Origin of the sequence: Cupriavidus necator (genome assembly GCF_040578825.1) — a bacterium.
In the GTDB taxonomy this organism is placed as follows: domain Bacteria; phylum Pseudomonadota; class Gammaproteobacteria; order Burkholderiales; family Burkholderiaceae; genus Cupriavidus; species Cupriavidus necator_E.
On the sequence record NZ_JBEFLI010000040.1, the window covers coordinates 26,955 to 46,342 of the forward strand.

Sequence of the window (19,388 nt, forward strand, 5' to 3'; positions counted from 1 at the left end):
TGGCACCTCGCCACCTGGCCGGGCGCTGGTGCCCGCGCTGGTGCCAGATCCAGGCCGGGAAGCCCGCCGGAGTTGATGCCGGCGGGCTTCCTGGCCTAAACTACGTCAAATTCGTCGATCGAACGGCGTGCCCGCGTTCGATCCTGTCTGAAAGCCGCGGTTGAGCGGAAGTGCCCTGGCAGCATTTGCCCGGGGATGGCTCCAGCTCCGCTGCGGCTCATTTTTTTGTTGAACGAAGACATGAGCACCATTCCGATTACCAAGCGTGGCGCCGAGCTCCTGAAGGAAGAGCTCCAGCGCCTCAAGGCTGTCGAGCGTCCGGCGGTGATCAATGCCATTTCGGAAGCCCGCGCCCAGGGCGATCTCTCGGAAAATGCCGAGTACGACGCCGCCAAGGAGAAGCAGGCCTTTATCGAGGGTCGCATTCTGGAAGTGGAGTCGAAGCTGTCCGCTGCGCAGATCATTGACCCGACCCAGCTCGACACCGACGGCCGCATCGTCTTTGGCGCCACCGTTGACCTGGAAGACCTGGAGTCGGGCAAGCCCGTCAGCTACCAGATCGTGGGCGATGACGAGGCCGACCTCGAAACCGGCAAGATTTCGGTCAGCTCGCCGATTGCGCGCGCGCTGATCGGCAAGTTCGAAGGCGACGTCGCGACCGTGCTGGCCCCTGGCGGCGAGCGCGAGTACGAAGTCATTACTGTCCGCTACATCTGACGCCGGTCCGGCCGGCTTGCTTCATGCTTGCCCGGCCGCCGGAAAGACCGGCTCGTGTTCTCTTCTTCCTATAACAGCCTGCCGCCGCTGCCGCACCGCATCTTCCTGCTGCTGACGGTGGTATGGGCGGGCAGCCTCTGGACGGTTGGCTACATGGTGGCGCCGACACTGTTTTCCCTGCTGCCCAGCCGCGAGATGGCGGGCATGATCGCCGGTCACCTGTTCCATACCGAGGCCATCGTCGGCGTCACCATCGGCGTGCTGCAGCTGGTGCTGTGCAACGTGATGATCCGGCGCGGCGCCAACCGCTACCGCGCGCTGCGCTGGCTGGTGCTGGGCATGCTCTGCTGCGTGCTGGTAGGTTACTTCGGCACCCAGCCGTTCATGGGCAGCCTGAAGGAAAAGGCCCTGGCGCTGGGCCTCGGCGTGTCCGAGTCGCCGTACAAGGCGCAGTTCGGCATGCTGCACGGCGTGTCGAGCGCCTTATACCTTGTGCAGAGCCTGCTGGCGCTGGTGCTGGTGTGGCGCGCTTCGGCGCCGCGATCGGCCGGGGAGTGAGTCCGGCGTTGCCGGCACGACCACGTTGGTGGCGTGCCGGCTTCAAAATGCTAAGGACCGCCGGGCGGCGGTCCCGTCGTGCGGCGGGGTCTTACCCCAGCGCCTTCTTCTTCTGGCTGGTCGGGCGGGCGCGCGAACGCTTCACGTTGCCGCCGGCGGTGACACGCTCGTTGCCGAGCACCGTGACTTCCTTGCGGGTCGGGCGGCGGTTCGGCGCGGCGCTGGGCTTCTTGACCGTGACCGTGCGCGGCGCGGCGCCACCACGGCGAACCGGCGTGTGGCGGCCCAGGTCTTCCGGCTGGTTTTCCTTCAGGCGCGCCTCGCCCGGGCGCCAGATCACCAACAGCTTGCCGATATGCTGGATCGGCGCGGCGCTCAGTGCGTCGCAGATTTCTTCGTAGATGGCGACGCGGGCCTCGCGGTCGTCACCGAATACGCGGATCTTGATCAGGTCATGGGCAGCCAGGCTGCGGTCGATCTCGGCGAGCACGTTGCGGGTCAGGCCTTCGGCGCCGATCATCACGACCGGGTTCAGGGCATGGGCACGGGAGCGCAGGTCGGAGCGCTGGGCAGGAACGAGTTGTAGAGCAGGCATAGGTTGGCGCTGGATGATTGGGCGCTGTAAATAGGGATAGAGCGCTGAGGCGCTGGAAATCGGGCGCTGCAGCCCGCACCGGTCGTGACACGGCGGGTCGGGCAAGGACAGGCTGCCGACGGCCGCCAGGGGCAGCTGGCCAGCGGCTGATAAGGCGCGCTGGCGGGTCGGGATGCGGATTGGCGCGTATTATCCGTCAATCCGGCACTGACGGGCGGCAAAATCATCAAAACAGTAGAAAAACCCTCGTCAAACGGCGTGTGCCGGCAACGGGGGGCGGGGAACCGGCTGGTAACAAGGCTGCAAACGGGCTGCAAACAAGGCTGCAAACGGGGCTGTATCAGGCATGGCAAAAAACAAGTTCAACCATTCGTGGCTGCACGACCACATCAACGATCCGTACGTGAAGATGGCGCAACGCGAGGGCTATCGGGCGCGCGCGGCGTACAAGCTCAAGGAGATCGACGAGCAGGACAAGCTGATCCGGCCCGGCCAGGTCATTGTCGACCTGGGTGCCGCGCCAGGCAGCTGGAGCCAGTACGCGCGCAACAAGCTGGCGGCGTCGCCGCGGGCAAAAGATGGCAAGATCGACGGCGCCGTGGTCGCCATTGACATTCTGCCGATGGAGGCTGTCGCTGACGTCACTTTCATCCAGGGCGATTTCCGCGAGGAAGAAGTGTTCCGCCAGCTTGAAAGTGTGGTGCTGGAGGCCTCTGGCGGCGACAAAATCGACCTTGTATTGTCCGACATGGCCCCCAACTTGTCGGGTGTATCCTCGGCCGATTCGGCCCGGATCGAGTACCTGTGCGACCTGGCGCTTGAATTTGCGCAGGCTCACCTTAAGCCGGAAGGGGCATTGCTGGTAAAGTGTTTCCACGGGAGCGGCTACAGCCAGATCGTGGAGAAGTTCAAACGGCAGTTCAAAGTGGTCGCGAAACGCAAGCCCAAGGCGTCGCGCGACAAGTCTTCCGAAACCTTTATCCTTGGGCGCTACCTGAAAGCGGTGGATTGACCGATCTCGATACAAGCCTGGGCGAAATAAGAAGGGGAAAGTGCCCCACCCGCTGCTATCGGCGTCATAGTTTCGCTGTTTCCCCCCGAGGGCGGGCGCTGCATTACAATGCAGCTATCCGTTGGCAAGGCATTTGCAAAGGAGTTCGGCCTTGAATAACAACCTGTTTCAAAAGGCGGCAATCTGGCTCGTGATCGCGCTGGTGTTGTTTACCGTCTTCAAGCAGTTCGACAAGCCCCGTGCGCAGGACAGCGTCACCTATTCGCAGTTCATGGATGACGCCAAGAACGGCAAGGTGTCGCGTGTCGACGTGCAGGGCCGCAACCTGGTGGTCTCGCCTAAAGAAGGCGCCAAGTACACCATCATCTCGCCAGGCGACATCTGGATGGTCGGCGACCTGATGAAGTACGGCGTCCAGGTGACCGGCAAGGCGGATGACGAACCCAACGTGCTGGTCCAAGCCCTGTATTACCTCGGGCCGACCCTGCTGATCATCGTGTTCTGGTTCTACATGATGCGCCAGATGCAGGGGGGCGGCAAAGGCGGCGCTTTCTCATTCGGCAAGTCGCGTGCGCGCCTGATCGATGAGAACCAGAACGCCGTCACGTTCCAGGACGTGGCCGGCTGCGACGAGTCCAAGGAAGAAGTGGTCGAACTGGTCGACTTCCTGAAGGACCCGCAGAAGTTCCAGAAGCTGGGCGGACGCATCCCGCGCGGCGTGCTGCTGGTTGGCCCTCCGGGTACCGGCAAGACGCTGCTGGCGCGCGCCATCGCCGGCGAAGCCAAGGTGCCGTTCTTCAGCATCTCGGGTTCTGACTTCGTCGAAATGTTCGTCGGCGTGGGCGCGGCCCGCGTGCGCGACATGTTCGAGAACGCCAAGAAGCAGGCGCCCTGCATCGTGTTCATCGATGAAATCGACGCGGTCGGCCGCCATCGTGGCGCCGGCATGGGCGGCGGCAACGACGAGCGCGAGCAGACCCTGAACCAGATGCTGGTCGAAATGGACGGCTTCGAGGCCAACTCGGGCGTGATCGTGATCGCCGCGACCAACCGTGCCGACGTGCTGGACAAGGCGCTGCTGCGTCCGGGCCGCTTCGACCGTCAGGTCTATGTGGGCCTGCCGGATATCCGCGGCCGTGAGCAGATCCTGAAGGTCCATATGCGCAAGGTGCCGATCGGCAACGACGTCGATGCTTCGGTGATCGCGCGCGGTACCCCGGGCTTCTCGGGCGCCGACCTGGCCAACCTGGTCAACGAGGCCGCGCTGTTCGCCGCCCGCCGCAGCAAGCGCGTGGTCGACATGCAGGACTTCGAGGATGCCAAGGACAAGATCTACATGGGTCCGGAGCGCAAGTCGACGGTCATGCGCGAAGAAGAGCGCAAGGCCACGGCTTATCACGAGTCCGGCCATGCGGTGGTGGCCAAGCTGCTGCCCAAGGCCGACCCGGTGCACAAGGTCACCATCATGCCGCGTGGCTGGGCGCTGGGCGTGACCTGGCAACTGCCGGAGCATGACAAGTATTCGAAGTACAAGGACAACATGCTGGACGAGATCGCGATCCTGTTCGGCGGCCGCGCGGCGGAAGAGGTCTTCCTCAACGCCATGAGCACCGGCGCGTCCAACGACTTCGAGCGCGCCACCAAGATCGCGCGCGATATGGTGACCCGCTTCGGCATGAGCAATTCGCTCGGCGCCATGGTCTACGTGGATACCGAGCAGGATGGCATGTTCGGCAAGCTGTCGTCCAAGACCGTGTCGGAAGCCACGCAGCAGAAGGTCGACGCCGAGATCCGCCGCATCATCGACGAGCAATACGCGCTGGCCAAGCGCCTGCTCGAAGAGAACCGCGACAAGGTCGAGGCCATGACCAACGCGCTGATGGAATGGGAAACCATTGATGCCGACCAGGTCAACGACATCATGGCCGGCAAGCCGCCGCGCCCGCCGCGCGGCGTGTCGGGGCCGAACGGTGGCGGCAGCACGCCTCCGGGCGGCTCGCCGGTGGCGCCGACCAACGCGCCTGCCACGGCCTGATCCCGCGGCGTCGTCAGGCTGACGACACCGTAGCGGCGCCTGTAGTGATGGCTGTGGGCTGTAGCTGAAGCCGGTGCCTGGTGCACCGGCTTTTCCTTTTGCGCGACACCTTCGCGCTCAGACTTATCCTCAGTATTCCGACCTTGCCGCAGACTTCTCAGACCCGGTACTTCCAGTGCGGCCGTTACCGCTTCGCGCTGGACCAGCGCCCGCTGGTAATGGGCATTCTCAACGTCACGCCCGATTCGTTCTCCGACGGCGGTCAGCACGCCACCCGCGATACAGCGCTGCGTCATGCCGAACAGATGATCGCCGAGGGCGTGGACATCATCGATATCGGCGGAGAATCGAGCCGTCCCGGTTCCGCCGCCTTGCCGCTGGATGACGAGCTGGCGCGCGTGATCCCGGTGGTCGAAGCGCTGCGCGACTGTGGCAAGCCGCTGTCGATCGATACCTACAAGCCCGAGGTGATGCGCGCCGCGCTTGCGGCCGGAGCGGATCTCATCAACGATATCTGGGGTTTCCGCATGCCGGGCGCGGTCCAAGCGCTGGCAGCGCCGGAAGCCGGCCAGGCGGGCCTGTGCGTGATGCATATGCAGCGCGATCCGCAGACCATGCAGGAAGACCCGCACTACGACGACGTGGTGGCCGAGGTGGTGGACTTCCTGGCGGAGCGCATCGCCGTGCTGCGCGCCGCTGGCATCGATTGCACCCGTTTATCCCTCGATCCGGGGTTTGGCTTTGGCAAGACGCCCGATCATAATCTGCGCCTGCTCGGCCAGCTGCCGCGGCTGGCGGTGGAGGGCCTGCCGGTGCTGGCCGGCATCTCGCGCAAGTCCACGCTGGGCGCAATCCTGGGCGGACGCCCGCCGCAGCAGCGCGTCGCGGCCAGTATTGCCGCCGCGGTGTGTGCGGTAGAGCGCGGAGCATTTATCGTACGCGTGCATGATGTGGAGCAGACCGTGGATGCCGTGAAGACCTGGTGGGCGGTGCGCAACGAGTCCGTCGGCGCAGCCTGAGCCGGACGCGGCAACCCAGGTATGGCGCCGGACCGGGCGCCGGACAAAGCAACGAAAACAGAACAGAAAGGGAATCAGCGAATGACACGCAAGTATTTCGGGACCGATGGCGTGCGGGGCAGGGTCGGCGAGGCGCCGATCACTCCGGACTTCGTGATGCGCCTGGGCCATGCCGCCGGCAAGGTGCTGGCCCATGGCGCCAGGACCGGCCAGGGTCGCCCGACCGTGCTGATCGGCAAGGACACCCGCATCTCCGGCTATATGCTGGAAGCCGCGCTCGAAGCCGGTTTTACTTCGGCGGGCGTGCATGTGCTGCTGACCGGTCCGTTGCCGACGCCTGGCATCGCCTACCTGACGCGGGCGCTGCGGCTGTCGGCCGGGGTGGTGATCTCCGCCAGCCACAACCCGTACTACGACAACGGCATCAAGTTCTTCTCCGCCGATGGCGACAAGCTGCCCGATGAGGTCGAGGCCGAGATCGAAGCCGCGCTCGAGGAGCCGATGGTATGCGCACCGTCCGAGGAGCTGGGCCGCGCACGCCGCATCAACGATGCCGCCGGCCGCTATATCGAATTCTGCAAGAGCACCTTCCCGCACGAACAGGACCTGCACGGCCTGAAGCTGGTGGTCGACTGCGCGCATGGCGCGGCGTACCACATTGCCCCGCACGTGTTCCATGAGCTGGGCGCCGACGTGGTTTCCATCGGCACCCAGCCGGACGGCCGCAATATCAACGACGGCTACGGCGCCACCGCGCCGGGCAAGCTGATCGAAGCGGTCAAGGCCAACGGCGCCGACCTGGGCCTGGCCTTCGACGGTGACGCCGACCGGCTGCAGGTGGTGGACGCCAACGGCCGGCTCTACAACGGCGATGAACTGCTGTATCTGATCGTGCGTGACCGGCAGGCCGCCGGCCATGCCGTGCCGGGCGCCGTGGGCACGCTGATGACCAATATGGCGGTCGAGCTGGCACTCAAGCGTCAGGGGGTGGAGTTCGTGCGCGCCAAGGTGGGCGACCGCTATGTGCTGGAAGAGTTGAACAAGCGCAAGTGGACGCTGGGCGGCGAGGGCTCCGGCCATCTGCTGTGCCTGGACCGCCACAGCACCGGCGATGGCATCGTCTCGGCGCTGCAGGTGCTGGCCGCGCTGCGCCGCAGCGGCAAGACGCTGGCGCAACTGCTGGAGGGCGTGACTCTGTTCCCGCAGACGCTGATCAACGTGCGCGTGCAGAAGGGCTTTGACTGGCAGTCGCACGCCGGCCTGCAGGCCGCGCGTGCGGCGGTGGAGCCGGAGCTGGAAGGCCGTGGCCGGGTGCTGATCCGCGCCTCGGGCACCGAGCCGGTGGTACGCGTGATGGTCGAGGCCGAACAGGCCGAGATGGCGGAACGCGCCGCCAAAACGCTGGCGGATGCGCTGGGCGCCTGATACGCCGCACCCCTTACCAGAACGCCGGGCCCGTCCCGGCGTTTTTTATGACGGCTTCCACTCGATAACGCAATTAACCGCCGCCATATTCCGCCGCCATGACGACTCGATGGCAGCCCCAAACCCAGACTGGCAGCGGGCTTCAAGAAGATTTAAAGATGTCACGGAATTGTCATACAGGGAGCATAGAGTTCGTCTTGTCAAAAATTTGTCATTCCCAACCAATGTTCTCCGGAGGACATATGAAGCTGGTCAAGACTGCCGTGGCAGGCATCGTTTCGATGGTCGTAGCGGGTACTGCGTTCGCGGCGGAAATTACCGGTGCAGGCGCTTCCTTCCCGGCGCCCGTGTATTCCAAGTGGGCCGACGCATACCAAAAAGCAACGGGCAACAAGGTCAACTATCAATCCATCGGCTCGTCGGGCGGCATCAAGCAGATTGGCGCCAAGACGGTCGATTTCGGTGCTTCGGACGCGCCGCTGAAGGACGAGGACCTGAACAAGCAGGGCCTGGTCCAGTTCCCGACGGTGATCGGCGGCGTGGTGCCGGTGATCAACCTGCAAGGCGTGAAGCCGGGCGAGCTGACCATCACTGGCGAGGTGCTGGCCAATATCTACCTGGGCAAGATCAAGAAGTGGGATGATCCCGCCATCAAGGCGCTGAACCCGCAAGCCAAGCTGCCGAACCAGGACATCCTGCCGGTCCGCCGCGCCGACGGTTCGGGCACCACCTTCATCTTCACCAACTACCTGTCCAAGGTCAGCCCGGACTGGAAGAGCGCGGTGGGCGAGGGCACCACGGTCAACTGGCCGGGCGGCGGCACCGGCGGCAAGGGCAACGAAGGCGTGGCCGCCTTCGTGCAGCGCCTGAACGGCGCCATCGGCTACGTCGAGTACGCCTACGCCAAGCAGAACAAGATGACCCACGTGAACATGAAGAACGCGTCGGGTGCCGTGGTCAAGCCGGGCGACGATGCCTTCAAGGCCGCCGCCGCCGGTGCGGACTGGAGCAAGACCTATTACCAGATCCTGACCAACCAGCCGGGCAAGGAAGCCTGGCCGATCGCCGGCGCCACCTTTATCCTGGTCCACAAGAACCAGGAAAAGCCGGCGCAGGGCGCGGAAGTGCTGAAGTTCTTCGACTGGGCCTACAAGAGCGGTGCCAACATGGCCGCCGACCTGGACTACGTGCCGCTGCCGGAAAACGTGGTGAACCAGATCCGCTCGACCTGGAAGACTACCGTCAAGGACGCCTCGGGCAAGGCGCTGTACTGATCTGACGGTATCGCCGGCCCTGCATGAGCGCGGGGCCGGTGCCGGGCCGCCCGAAATCGCCCGGACACCGGGCTCCCGCCCAGGCGGGAGCGGCGATCCACCCTGAATTCCCGACATGGCGACTACCCCCTCCGAGATCCGCAACGTCCAGCCCCCAAGCCGCACCGGCGATATCCTGTTCGGCGGCCTGACGCGCGGCGCCGCGATCGTGACGCTGCTGCTGCTGGGCGGCATCATCGTTTCGCTCGCGATCAGCGCCTGGCCTTCGATCCAGACCTTTGGCGCGCGCTTCCTGTGGACCGCGGAGTGGGATCCTCCCGCCGATGTCTATGGCGCGCTGGTGCCGATCTACGGCACCGTCGTGACCTCATTGATCGCGCTGATCATTGCGGTGCCGGTGAGCTTCGGCATCGCGCTGTTCCTGACCGAGCTGTCGCCGGCCTGGCTGCGCCGCCCCCTCGGTACCGCCATCGAGCTGCTGGCCGCGGTGCCGTCGATCGTCTACGGCATGTGGGGGCTGCTCGTGTTCGCGCCGATCTTCGGCGAGTATTTCCAGAAGCCCCTGGCCGCCACGGTGGGCCAGCTGCCGGTGGTCGGCAAGCTGTTCCAGGGCGCGCCGCTGGGCATCGGCCTGCTGTGCGCGGGCGTGATCCTGGCGATCATGATCATCCCGTACATCGCCTCGGTGATGCGCGACGTGTTCGAAGTCACCCCGGTGCTGCTCAAGGAATCCGCCTACGGCGTGGGCTGCACCACCTGGGAAGTGATGTGGAACGTGGTGCTGCCCTATACCCGCGCCGGCGTTATCGGCGGCGTGATGCTGGGCCTGGGCCGCGCGCTGGGTGAGACCATGGCCGTCACCTTCGTGATCGGCAACACCAACCTGCTCGACAACGCCTCGCTGTTTTCGCCGGGCAACAGCATCACCTCGGCACTCGCCAACGAGTTCGCCGAAGCCGGCGCCGGCCTGCACACCGCCGCGCTGATGGAGCTGGGCCTGATCCTGTTCTTCATTACCTTCGTGGTGCTGGCGATGTCCAAGCTGCTGCTGCTGCGCCTGGCAAAGAACGAGGGGACCAAATGAGCCACGCGAGCCAAGCCGTGTCTACTACTACCGTATCGATCCCGGCGGTCCGCCCCGACGCCGATGCCATCCGCGGCCGGCTGCAGGCGCGCCGCCGCCGCGTCAACCTGTACGCGCTGACCGCCTCGCTGGTGGCGATGGGCTTCGGCCTGTTCTGGCTGGCGTGGATCCTCTGGACCACCGTCACGCTGGGCGTGGGCGGCCTGTCGCTGGACCTGTTCACGCAGATGACGCCGGCGCCCAATACTGCCGGCGGCGGTCTGGCCAATGCCATCTTCGGCAGCTTTGTGATGGTCGGCATGGCCACGCTGTTCGGCACGCCGCTGGGTATCCTGGCCGGCATCTACCTGGCCGAGTATGGCAAGCGTTCGCCGCTGGCCAGCCTTATCCGCTTTATCAACGACATCCTGCTGTCGGCGCCGTCGATCGTGATCGGCCTCTTCGTCTACGCGCTGGTGGTGACCCGCATGGGCCACTTCTCGGGCTGGGCCGGGATCTGCGCGCTGGCGCTGCTGCAGGTGCCGATTGTGGTGCGCACCACCGAGAACATGCTGAACCTGGTGCCCAACGCGCTGCGCGAGGCCGCCTTCGCGCTGGGCACGCCCAAGTGGAAGATGGTGATGTCGATCACGGTGAAGTCATCGTACGCCGGGATTGTGACCGGGGTATTGCTGGCTGTGGCCCGTATCGCCGGCGAAACCGCGCCGCTGCTGTTCACCGCGCTGTCCAACCAGTTCTGGACCAGCGACCTGAACAAGCCGATGGCCAACCTGCCGGTGACGATCTTCCGCTTCGCCATGAGCCCGTTCACCGAATGGCAGCAACTGGCCTGGGCGGGTGTGTTCCTGATTACGATCGGCGTGCTGGCCCTGAATATCCTGGCGCGCATCCTGTTCAAGAAGTAAGCGGCGGGACCACGCAAACCGTCCCGCCCAAAGACTGCAAGCGAGAAACGCAATGACCTCCACCGTCATCGACATTCCCGATTCGGTACGCGCCAAGATCGACGTGCGCAACCTGAACTTCTACTACGGCCAGTTCCATGCGCTGAAGAACATCAACATGTCGATCCCCGACCGCAAGGTCACGGCCTTTATCGGGCCGTCGGGCTGCGGCAAGTCGACGCTGCTGCGCACCTTCAACAAGATGTATGCGCTGTACCCCGAGCAGCGGGCCGAGGGCGAGATCAACATGGACGGCGACAACCTGCTGACCGCGCGCCAGGACATCGCGCTGCTGCGCGCCAAGGTCGGCATGGTGTTCCAGAAGCCGACGCCGTTCCCGATGTCGATCTATGACAACATCGCCTTCGGCGTGCGCCTGTTCGAGAAGCTGTCGCGCTCCGAGATGGACGACCGCGTGGAATGGGCGCTGACCAAGGCGGCGCTGTGGAACGAGGCCAAGGACAAGCTGCACCAGTCCGGCTACGGCCTGTCCGGCGGCCAGCAGCAGCGCCTGTGCATCGCGCGCGGCATCGCCATCCGCCCCGAAGTGCTGCTGTTGGACGAGCCGTGCTCGGCGCTGGACCCGATTTCCACCGGCCGCATCGAAGAACTGATCGCCGAGCTGAAGGACGAGTACACCGTGGTGATCGTTACCCACAACATGCAGCAGGCGGCGCGCTGTTCGGACTACACCGCCTACATGTACCTGGGCGAGCTGATCGAGTTCGGCGAGACCGAGAAGATCTTCATCAAGCCGCACCGCAAGGAAACGGAAGACTACATTACCGGCCGGTTCGGCTGACAGGCAGAGCAGGGACTAGCATATCCATAAGCGGCCAGGAGATTTCCATGACAGACAAGCACCTGTCGACCCAGTTCGACGCCGACCTTAACGCGATCAACACCAAGCTGCTGCAGATGGGCGGGCTGGTGGAGTCGCAGATCGAGCTCGCCATGCGCGCGCTGTCCGACTTCGACGGCGAGATCGCCGACCAGGTCATTGCCCGCGAGCTGCAGCTCAATGCGCTGGAAGTCGAGATCGATGCCGACTGCGGCAACATCATCGCCCGGCGCCAGCCCACCGCGCGCGACCTGCGCCTGGTGATGGCCATCTCCAAGACCATCACCAACCTGGAGCGTGCCGGCGACGAGGCCGAGAAGATCGCCAAGCGCACCAAGCACATCATGGAAGACGCGTCGGCGCACAGCATCAACTACGCCGAAGTCAAGCTGTCTGGCGAGATGGCGATCGCGCTGCTGCGCCAGGCGCTGGACGCCTTTGCCCGCCTGGACACCGTGGCGGCGGCGCGCATCGTCAAGGACGACAAGGCCATCGACGAGGAATTCCGCGGCTTCGTGCGCAAGCTGATCACGTACATGATGGAAGACCCGCGCACGATCTCGGTGGCGCTGGACTTCCTGTTTATCGCCAAGGCGGTGGAGCGCATCGGCGATCACGCCAAGAACATCGCCGAATTTATCATTTACATTGTCAAGGGGACTGACGTCCGCCATGTCTCGCGCGAGGACATGGAGCGCGAAGCGCTGAGCTGAGCGGCCTGATTGCGGAGAACGATACACATGCCAAGCAGTATTCTCGTTGTCGAAGACGAACCGGCGATTGCCGAGCTGATCGCGGTGAACCTGCAGCACGCGGGGCACTATCCGATCCGGGCCTACAACGCCGAGCAGGCGCTGTCGCTGATGAGCGACGTACTGCCCGACCTGGTGCTGCTGGACTGGATGCTTCCCGGCAAGTCGGGCGCGATCTTCGCCAAGGAGTTGCGGGCGAACGATCGCACCCGCCAGATCCCCATCATCATGCTGACCGCGCGCGGCGAGGAGCAAGACAAGGTGATGGGGCTGGAAGCCGGCGCCGACGACTACGTCACCAAGCCGTTCTCGCCCAAGGAACTGCTGGCGCGGATCAAGGCGGTGCTGCGCCGCCGCGCGCCGCAGCTTACCGACGACGTGGTGGCGATCAACGGCCTGCGGCTGGACCCCGCCACGCACCGCGTCACCGGCCAGGACGAGAGCGGCCCGATCAAGCTCGACCTCGGTCCCACCGAGTTCCGCCTGCTGCACTTCCTGATGACGCATCCGGAGCGCGTGCACAGCCGGTCACAGCTGCTTGACCAGGTCTGGGGCGACCATGTCTTCGTCGAGGAGCGCACCGTCGACGTCCATATCAAGCGCCTGCGCGCCGCGCTGACCCCCGGGGGCTACAGCAATATGATCGAAACCGTGCGCGGCAGCGGGTACCGGCTGGCGCGTACGCCCGGCGCCTGACGCCGCCGGCCGGAGCGGGCGCGTTGCCCGATCCGGCCACCGATCCCCACGCTGCTGGCAGGGCGCGGCGAAATCGTGGCACACTCCCGTCGCAACCAAGCGGCCTCTGCACACACGCGGCCGCGAGCCTGAACCCTGCGCATGAATGTCATCTGGGCCCGTTCCGCGGCCATCCTGACCGGTCTGCTGGTGCTGTCCGCCGGTATCTACCTGGCGTTTGGCCCGGTGCCGGCGCTGGCGCTCGCCTGCGTCTCGCTGTTCGGGCTGCTTTGCTACTACCTGTACCAGATCAACCGCCTGTGGAAGGTGCTGGATGCGCCGGTCTACGGCGAAATCCCGAGCGCGCTCGGCCTGTGGGGCGAGGTCTATTACCGGCTGCACCGGCTGGTCAAGCGCTGGCGCACCCAGGTGCTGCAGGTGGAGCAGCAGCACACGCGCTTTATCCAGGCGATCCAGGCCTCGCCCAACGGCGTGCTGATGCTGGACGACGCCGACCAGATCGAATGGTGCAACGACGTCGCCGAGCAGCACTTCGGCCTGAACGCGCGCCGCGATGTGCGCCAGCGCATCACCCACCTGATCCGCCGGCCCGAATTCGTCCATTACCTGACCCGCCAGCACTTTGACGAGCCGCTGGTGATGCGTGACATGGGCGAGCACAAGCACAGCGTGATCGCGGTGCAGATCCTGCCCTATGGCGACAACCGCAAGCTGGTGATCACGCAGGACATCACGAAGCTCGAGAACACCGAGGCCATGCGCCGCGACTTCGTCGCCAATGTCTCGCATGAGTTGAAGACGCCGCTGACGGTGCTGACCGGCTTCCTCGAAACCGTGCGCGACCTGCCGGTATCGGAAGAAGACCGGCGTCGCTATATCGACATGATGCTGGTGCAGTCGGAGCGCATGCAGAGCATCGTCGAGGACCTGCTGGCGCTGGCCAAGCTGGAAAGCGATGAACAGGCGCCGGGCAATGACCTGGTGCCGGTGCACGCGATGGTGGCGCACCTGATGCACGATGCCGAGGCGCTGTCGCAGGCCCGGCACCAGGTATCGGCACAGATCGATCCCACCGTGGGCCTGCGCGGCGCGGAAACCGAGCTGCTGTCGGCGCTGGGCAACCTGGTCTCGAACGCGGTGCGCTACACACCCGAAGGCGGCCGCATCACCATGCGGCTGGGCTGGGAAGACGGCCATGCGGTGTTCGCGGTGGCCGATACCGGGCTGGGCATCGCGCCCGAGCATATCCCGCGGCTGACCGAGCGCTTCTACCGCGTCGACCGCAGCCGCTCGCGCGATACCGGCGGCACCGGGCTCGGCCTGGCCATCGTCAAGCACGTGCTGTCGCGCCACCATGCCGAATTGCGCGTGACCAGCGAAGTGGGGCGTGGCAGCGTGTTCCGGGTGGTGTTTCCGGTTGAGCGGAGCGTGCGTATGGCGGCCGAGGGCGCGACAACTGCGGCGCCTGCCACTGGCGTCACGACTTCGCCGCAGGCGCCGGATTCTTCGCGGCGGGCTGCCTGAGCGCAGGGCCGCAGGTTTTTGAATCACCGCTGGTGTGCCCCCTCTCCCGCATGCGGGAGAGGGGGCACACCGACAGCGTGCGAGATCTCGTCAGCCGTCGATCCGCGCTTACGGCGTCCCCCCAAACGTCACCAGCAAATCGTTCTGGCTGATATGCGGATGCTTCGACCGTGTCTGCGCGCGCACGTAGTTTCCATCCGGCTGCATGATCCACGCCGACGCATTGTCGCGCAGGTGGACCTGCAGGCTTTCCTTGATCACGCGCGCCTTCAGCGCCTTGTCCAGCACGGGGAAGGCCACTTCGACGCGGCGGAACAAATTGCGGTCCATCCAGTCGGCGCTGGACAGGTACAGCACTTCCTCGCCGTCGGCGAGGAAGTAGTAGACCCGATGGTGTTCCAGGAAGCGGCCGACGATCGAGCGTACCGAGATATTTTCGGACATGCCTGGCACACCCGGCATCAGCGCACAGACGCCGCGCACGATCAGGTCGATCTTCACGCCCGCGCGCGAGGCCTTGTACAGCTCGTCGATGATCGACGGTTCCAGCAGCGCGTTCATCTTGGCGATGATGCGCGCCGGCTTGCCCGCGCGGGCATTGCGGGCCTCTGCACGGATATGGTCGACCAGGTTGGTCTGCATGGTGAAGGGCGACTGCCACAGGTGGTTCAGCCGGATGGTGCCGGCGGTGCCGGTCAGCAGCTGGAACACGTGATGCACGTCTTCGCAGATCGCCTCGCTGGCGGTCAGCAGGCCAAAGTCCGTGTACAGGCGCGCCGTGCGCGGATGGTAATTGCCGGTGCCCAGGTGGGCATAGCGGCGCAGCTTGACCTGCTTGGCCTTCGGACCCGTGGGCTCGCGCCGCACGATCAGCAGCATCTTGGCGTGGCACTTGTGGCCGACCACGCCGTAGATCACGTGCGCGCCGGCGGATTCCAGCCGCTCGGCCCAGTTGATATTGGTTTCCTCGTCAAAGCGCGCCAGCAGCTCCACCACCACCGTCACTTCCTTGCCGTTGCGCGCGGCGGTCATCAGCGCTTCCATCACCAGCGACTCGTTGCCGGTGCGGTAGACGGTCTGCTTGATCGCGACCACATTGGGGTCGGCCGCGGCAAGCTGCAGCAGGTCGAGCACGGAGTTGAAGCTCTCGTACGGATGGTGCAGCAGCACGTCTTGCTGGCGCATCACGTCGAACATCGACACACCGTTGGCAAAGGCCCTGACCGGCGCCGGCAGGTAGGGCGGGTACTTCAGCGCGGGCCGGTCCACCATGTCGGGGATCTGCATCAGCCGCACCAGGTTGACCGGGCCCGAAACGCGGTACAGGTCCTGTTCGGACAGCCCCGATTCCAGCAGCAGGCGGCGTGCCAGCGGGGCAGGCGTGTCGGAGGAAATTTCGAGCCGCACGGTGTCGCCGAAATGGCGCGTCGGCAGCTCGCCCTGCAGCGCTTCGCGCAGGTCGGTGATTTCGTCTTCCTGCACAAACAGGTCGGAATTGCGCGTTACGCGGAACTGGTAGCAGCCATGCACCGCGATCGCCGGGAACAGCTCGTGCACGAAGCCCTGCATGAACGACGACAGCATCACGAAGCCGAAGGGGTAGGCCGACAGCTTCTCCGGCATCTTGACCACGCGGGGCAGCGCACGCGGTGCCTGCACGATGGCGAGGTCGGCCTCGCGGCCAAAGGCGTCCTTGCCCGACAGCTCGACCACGAAGTTCAGGCTCTTGTTGAGCACGCGCGGGAAGGGGTGGGCCGGGTCCAGCGCGATCGGGGTCAGCACCGGCGCCAGCTCGCGCTGGAAGAACTCGCGCGCCCACTCGCGCTGGGCATCGGTCCAGGTAGTGGTCAGATGGAAAAAGACACCTTCCTTTTCAAGAAGCGGAAATATGGTGTTCTGCAGCATGTCATACTGCGAAGCAACAAGCCTTTGCGTGCGCTCGGTGACAAGCTGATAGGTCTGCTGGAAGGAGAGGCCGTCCGGCGTCAGCCCCGATGCGTTGTCGCGCATCTGTTCCTTCAGGCCGGCCATGCGGATTTCAAAGAACTCGTCCAGATTGCTGGACACGATGCAGATGAACTTCAGTCGCTCCAGCAGCGGGACCTTTGGGTCCGCAGCCTGCGCCAGCACGCGGGCATTGAATTCCAGAATGCCCAGTTCGCGATTCAGCAGCGTACTGGACGGAGTCGTCGACATGAGCATGACCACCTTCTTTTGGTAATGTGGCGACTTTTCCATAGAATCGTGTCACTTTCATGACATTTAGATTTTGTCATGATGCCGACATTAGAACGACATATTTTTCCGGTGCGCAAGCGCCGGCCGGAGGCACTACCGTGCACCCGCGGCCGTCGCGCTGAACGCGCTACGCCAACGCGAACCAGCCCTCCAACCAGACGATGAACAACTCACCACGCCTGCTGGCTGCCGTCGACATGGGGTCGAACAGCTTCCGCCTGATGATCGGTCGGGTGGACGAGACCCCTACCGCCAATGGCCCCGCCAGCCAGATCTTCCAGGTCGATGCGCTGCGCGAGCCGGTGCGCCTGGCCGCCGGCCTGACGCCCGACAAATACCTGGACCAGCCGGCGCGCCGTCGCGGCATCGACGCGCTGCGGCGCTTCGGCGACCGCCTGCGCGACTTTGCGCCCGAACAGGTGCGCGCGGTGGCAACCAATACCCTGCGCGTGGCCAAGAACGCGTCGGAGTTCCTGATCGAGGCGGAGACCGCGCTCGGTTTCCCGATCGAAGTGATCGCCGGACGCGAAGAGGCCCGGCTGATTTACCTCGGCGCCTCGCATGACGCGCCGGCGTGCCAGGGCAACCGGCTGGTGGTGGATATCGGCGGCGGCTCGACGGAATTCATCATCGGCGGCGGCTACCAGTCCAAGCTGATGGAAAGCCTGTATATCGGCTGCGTCTCGCATAGCCGCCAGTTCTTCCCCAGCGGCAATGTCGATGATTACGCGATGAAGCAGGCCGAGCTGGCCGCGCGCCGCGAGATCCAGGTGCTGGTGCGCCAGTACCGCGCCGCCGGCTGGGAGCAGGCGGTGGGCTCGTCGGGCACCGCGCGGGCGCTGGCCGAGCTGATCGAGCTGAACGGCATGAACGACAGCGCGTCCGAGCATGGCATCACGCGCGAAGGGCTGGAGCGGCTCAAGCGCGCGCTGATCAAGGCCGAGAACACCAACCGCGTCAAGCTGACCGGTCTCAAGGCGGACCGCATCCCGGTGCTGCCGGGCGGCCTGTCGATCATGCTGGGCGTATTCGCCGAACTCGATATCGACCGCATGGACGTCACCGACGGCGCGTTGCGCCTGGGCGTGCTGTACGACCTGCTCGGCCGCAGCCACCACGAGGACATGCGCACGGTCACGGTCGACCAGTTCATGCGTCGCTACGGCGTCGATCGTGCCCAATCGGCGCGCGTGCGCGGCACCGCGCAGGCGCTGCTGTCACAGTTCCCGGAGCCCGCCAACGAACGGCGCGAGGACAACCTGCTGTTGCTGGGCTGGGCCGCCAACCTGCATGAGATCGGCATGTCGATCTCGCACAGCGGCTATCACAAGCATTCGGCCTATATCGCCACGCACGCGGACATGCCGGGGTTTTCCAAGACCGACCAGGCCCGGCTGGCGACGCTGCTGCTGGGCCATGCCGGCAAGCTCGGCAAGCTCTCAGGCAGCGGCAAGTTTGTCGACTGGCGCATGCTGTTCAGCCTGCGGCTGGCCTTCGTGCTGTGCCGGCGCCGTTCGGACGTGGCCTTGCCCGATATCCGCGTGAGCCAGCTTGCCGAGGTGCTGGACGAGGGCTTCACCGTGAAGCTGCCCAAGGCGTGGATCGAGGCCAATCCGCTGATCGAGTACAGCCTTGCTCAGGAGGCCGACGAGTGGCAGCGGATCGGCAAGCGCTACAAGGTCATCTACGACTAACAGCGCGGAAGGCGGCCGCCGCACAGGCGGCCGTGGCGATCGTGGGTGACAGGGCGGCGCCGCTCAGGCGGCGTTGTTCAGGCCCAGGAAGTGGCGGGCGTAGCGCGGATTCATGTCGTTGACGCGCAACAGCGTCAGGAAGTCCGCCACGTTGAAGTCGGGATCCCAGGCAGGCTGGCCGCAGATCTTCGCGCCCAGGCGCAGGTAGCCCTTGATCAGCGCGGGCGGTTCGACCTCGAGCTGCTGGTTCAGGTCTTCGACCGGCAGCGGCAGGCGCGGGAACGCGTGGTATTCGATCGGCGCCAGCGAGCGCTCGGTGAACAGGCGGTGCAGGCTGGCCGCATAGTGGCCGCCATCGCTCATCGGCACGCTCGCGCAGCCCAGCATCGACTCGATGCCCCAGCGCTGCAGGTACTCGCCCAAGCCGCCCCACAGCGCCATGATGACGCTGCCCGAGCGGTAGTCGCGATGCACGCACGAGCGGCCCAGCTCCAGCATCTTGGGGCGCAGATGGGCCAGGCGCACCAGGTCGAATTCGGATTCCGCGTACAGGCAGCCCAGGCGCTTGGCCTGGTGCGGCGGCAGGACTCGGTAGGTGCCGACCACGCGCAGCGTGGCCAGGTCGCGCACGATCAGGTGGTCGCAGTAGGCATCGAACATGTCGATGTCCAGCTCGGGCACCGAGGACGTCAGGCGTGCGCCCATCTCCTCGGCAAATACCTTGTAGCGCAGGCGCTGCGCTTCGACTACTTCGTCCTGGTGGCGCGCCCACGCCACGCTGAGAGCAGGCGACTCATTTGGCGTATCCGATTGACGAGGAAGACGCCTCCGCGCCGTCTGGCCGCCGAGGCCATTGGGCAGAGAGTCGAAGAGCGGCTGAGTAGGCGTCGGGAGGTCTCGCATCAGTATGTCCTTTTGGTGACGAAACTGTTGCGATGCAATGTAGTGAGGCCCGGTGACAGTGCCGTGACCCCGGGATG

17 protein-coding genes are annotated in these 19,388 nt (G+C 65.2%); 14 read left to right on the plus strand and 3 right to left on the minus strand.

The window, feature by feature from the left end:
• The first annotated feature begins 240 nt into the window (after window positions 1-240).
• Window positions 241-717, plus strand: a complete 477-nt coding sequence (gene greA / locus AB1I47_RS19800; protein ID WP_354685435.1) for a transcription elongation factor GreA — start codon at window positions 241-243, stop codon at window positions 715-717.
• A gap of 54 nt (window positions 718-771) precedes the next feature.
• Window positions 772-1,275, plus strand: a complete 504-nt coding sequence (locus tag AB1I47_RS19805; protein WP_354685436.1) for a DUF4149 domain-containing protein — start codon at window positions 772-774, stop codon at window positions 1,273-1,275.
• A gap of 91 nt (window positions 1,276-1,366) precedes the next feature.
• On the opposite strand, the gene AB1I47_RS19810 is transcribed toward AB1I47_RS19805, so the two are convergent.
• Window positions 1,367-1,870, minus strand: a complete 504-nt coding sequence (locus tag AB1I47_RS19810; RefSeq protein WP_354685437.1) for a YhbY family RNA-binding protein — start codon at window positions 1,868-1,870, stop codon at window positions 1,367-1,369.
• Between the two features lie 346 nt (window positions 1,871-2,216).
• Here AB1I47_RS19810 and AB1I47_RS19815 point away from each other — a divergent pair, with 346 nt between their 5' ends.
• The 11 genes from AB1I47_RS19815 (at window position 2,217) to phoR (ending at window position 14,476) form a co-directional block, all read left to right on the plus strand.
• Window positions 2,217-2,882: an RlmE family RNA methyltransferase gene (locus tag AB1I47_RS19815; RefSeq protein ID WP_354685438.1), complete on the plus strand. Its 666-nt coding sequence runs from the start codon at window positions 2,217-2,219 to the stop codon at window positions 2,880-2,882.
• A gap of 151 nt (window positions 2,883-3,033) precedes the next feature.
• The gene (gene ftsH / locus AB1I47_RS19820; protein WP_354685439.1) at window positions 3,034-4,917 is read left to right on the plus strand and encodes an ATP-dependent zinc metalloprotease FtsH; all 1,884 of its coding nucleotides are present in this window, start codon (window positions 3,034-3,036) and stop codon (window positions 4,915-4,917) included.
• A gap of 143 nt (window positions 4,918-5,060) precedes the next feature.
• Window positions 5,061-5,936 carry a dihydropteroate synthase gene (gene folP, locus AB1I47_RS19825; protein WP_407935872.1) on the plus strand — a complete coding sequence of 292 codons (876 nt, stop codon included), beginning with the start codon at window positions 5,061-5,063 and terminating at the stop codon, window positions 5,934-5,936.
• An 81-nt stretch (window positions 5,937-6,017) separates the two neighbouring features.
• Window positions 6,018-7,361, plus strand: coding sequence for a phosphoglucosamine mutase (gene glmM / locus AB1I47_RS19830; RefSeq protein WP_354685440.1), 1,344 nt, complete (start codon window positions 6,018-6,020; stop codon window positions 7,359-7,361).
• Between the two features lie 242 nt (window positions 7,362-7,603).
• Window positions 7,604-8,635 carry a phosphate ABC transporter substrate-binding protein PstS gene (gene pstS / locus AB1I47_RS19835; protein WP_354685441.1) on the plus strand — a complete coding sequence of 344 codons (1,032 nt, stop codon included), beginning with the start codon at window positions 7,604-7,606 and terminating at the stop codon, window positions 8,633-8,635.
• Window positions 8,636-8,750: 115 nt separating this feature from the next.
• The gene (gene pstC, locus AB1I47_RS19840) at window positions 8,751-9,719 is read left to right on the plus strand and encodes a phosphate ABC transporter permease PstC (protein ID WP_354685442.1); all 969 of its coding nucleotides are present in this window, start codon (window positions 8,751-8,753) and stop codon (window positions 9,717-9,719) included.
• A complete protein-coding gene (gene pstA, locus AB1I47_RS19845) occupies window positions 9,716-10,624 on the plus strand; it encodes a phosphate ABC transporter permease PstA (protein WP_354685443.1) in 909 nt (302 codons plus the stop codon). Before pstC ends, pstA begins: the two co-directional genes overlap by 4 nt.
• 52 nt (window positions 10,625-10,676) lie before the next feature.
• Complete coding sequence (gene pstB, locus AB1I47_RS19850) at window positions 10,677-11,465, plus strand: phosphate ABC transporter ATP-binding protein PstB (protein WP_018007822.1); 789 nt, start codon at window positions 10,677-10,679, stop codon at window positions 11,463-11,465.
• 47 nt (window positions 11,466-11,512) lie between these two features.
• Entirely contained in the window at window positions 11,513-12,217 is a 705-nt protein-coding gene (gene phoU, locus AB1I47_RS19855; RefSeq protein WP_354685444.1) for a phosphate signaling complex protein PhoU, read from the plus strand.
• 27 nt (window positions 12,218-12,244) lie between these two features.
• The gene (gene phoB, locus AB1I47_RS19860; protein ID WP_354685445.1) at window positions 12,245-12,952 is read left to right on the plus strand and encodes a phosphate regulon transcriptional regulator PhoB; all 708 of its coding nucleotides are present in this window, start codon (window positions 12,245-12,247) and stop codon (window positions 12,950-12,952) included.
• A gap of 141 nt (window positions 12,953-13,093) precedes the next feature.
• Window positions 13,094-14,476 carry a phosphate regulon sensor histidine kinase PhoR gene (gene phoR / locus AB1I47_RS19865; RefSeq protein WP_354685446.1) on the plus strand — a complete coding sequence of 461 codons (1,383 nt, stop codon included), beginning with the start codon at window positions 13,094-13,096 and terminating at the stop codon, window positions 14,474-14,476.
• Window positions 14,477-14,584: 108 nt separating this feature from the next.
• Here phoR and ppk1 read toward each other — a convergent pair whose 3' ends face one another.
• Window positions 14,585-16,714, minus strand: coding sequence for a polyphosphate kinase 1 (ppk1, locus tag AB1I47_RS19870; RefSeq protein ID WP_354685447.1), 2,130 nt, complete (start codon window positions 16,712-16,714; stop codon window positions 14,585-14,587).
• A gap of 161 nt (window positions 16,715-16,875) precedes the next feature.
• On the opposite strand from ppk1, the gene ppx reads away from it, so the two are divergent.
• Window positions 16,876-18,408, plus strand: a complete 1,533-nt coding sequence (gene ppx / locus AB1I47_RS19875) for an exopolyphosphatase (protein WP_354685448.1) — start codon at window positions 16,876-16,878, stop codon at window positions 18,406-18,408.
• Window positions 18,409-18,471: 63 nt separating this feature from the next.
• Here ppx and AB1I47_RS19880 read toward each other — a convergent pair whose 3' ends face one another.
• Window positions 18,472-19,311: a GNAT family N-acetyltransferase gene (locus AB1I47_RS19880; protein ID WP_354685449.1), complete on the minus strand. Its 840-nt coding sequence runs from the start codon at window positions 19,309-19,311 to the stop codon at window positions 18,472-18,474.
• Window positions 19,312-19,388 lie beyond the last annotated feature (77 nt).

Bases quoted from the DNA above. Each gene is read 5' to 3' on its own strand.
- AB1I47_RS19880 (WP_354685449.1), bottom strand. From the start codon at position 19,311: ATGCGAGACCTCCCGACGCCTACTCAGCCGCTCTTCGACTCTCTGCCC.
- pstC (WP_354685442.1), top strand. From the start codon at position 8,751: ATGGCGACTACCCCCTCCGAGATCCGCAACGTCCAGCCCCCAAGCCGC.
- phoU (WP_354685444.1), top strand. From the start codon at position 11,513: ATGACAGACAAGCACCTGTCGACCCAGTTCGACGCCGACCTTAACGCG.
- phoR (WP_354685446.1), top strand. From the start codon at position 13,094: ATGAATGTCATCTGGGCCCGTTCCGCGGCCATCCTGACCGGTCTGCTG.
- glmM (WP_354685440.1), top strand. From the start codon at position 6,018: ATGACACGCAAGTATTTCGGGACCGATGGCGTGCGGGGCAGGGTCGGC.
- ppk1 (WP_354685447.1), bottom strand. From the start codon at position 16,714: ATGGAAAAGTCGCCACATTACCAAAAGAAGGTGGTCATGCTCATGTCG.
- ppx (WP_354685448.1), top strand. From the start codon at position 16,876: ATGAACAACTCACCACGCCTGCTGGCTGCCGTCGACATGGGGTCGAAC.
- greA (WP_354685435.1), top strand. From the start codon at position 241: ATGAGCACCATTCCGATTACCAAGCGTGGCGCCGAGCTCCTGAAGGAA.
- phoB (WP_354685445.1), top strand. From the start codon at position 12,245: ATGCCAAGCAGTATTCTCGTTGTCGAAGACGAACCGGCGATTGCCGAG.
- pstS (WP_354685441.1), top strand. From the start codon at position 7,604: ATGAAGCTGGTCAAGACTGCCGTGGCAGGCATCGTTTCGATGGTCGTA.
- pstB (WP_018007822.1), top strand. From the start codon at position 10,677: ATGACCTCCACCGTCATCGACATTCCCGATTCGGTACGCGCCAAGATC.
- AB1I47_RS19815 (WP_354685438.1), top strand. From the start codon at position 2,217: ATGGCAAAAAACAAGTTCAACCATTCGTGGCTGCACGACCACATCAAC.
- AB1I47_RS19810 (WP_354685437.1), bottom strand. From the start codon at position 1,870: ATGCCTGCTCTACAACTCGTTCCTGCCCAGCGCTCCGACCTGCGCTCC.
- pstA (WP_354685443.1), top strand. From the start codon at position 9,716: ATGAGCCACGCGAGCCAAGCCGTGTCTACTACTACCGTATCGATCCCG.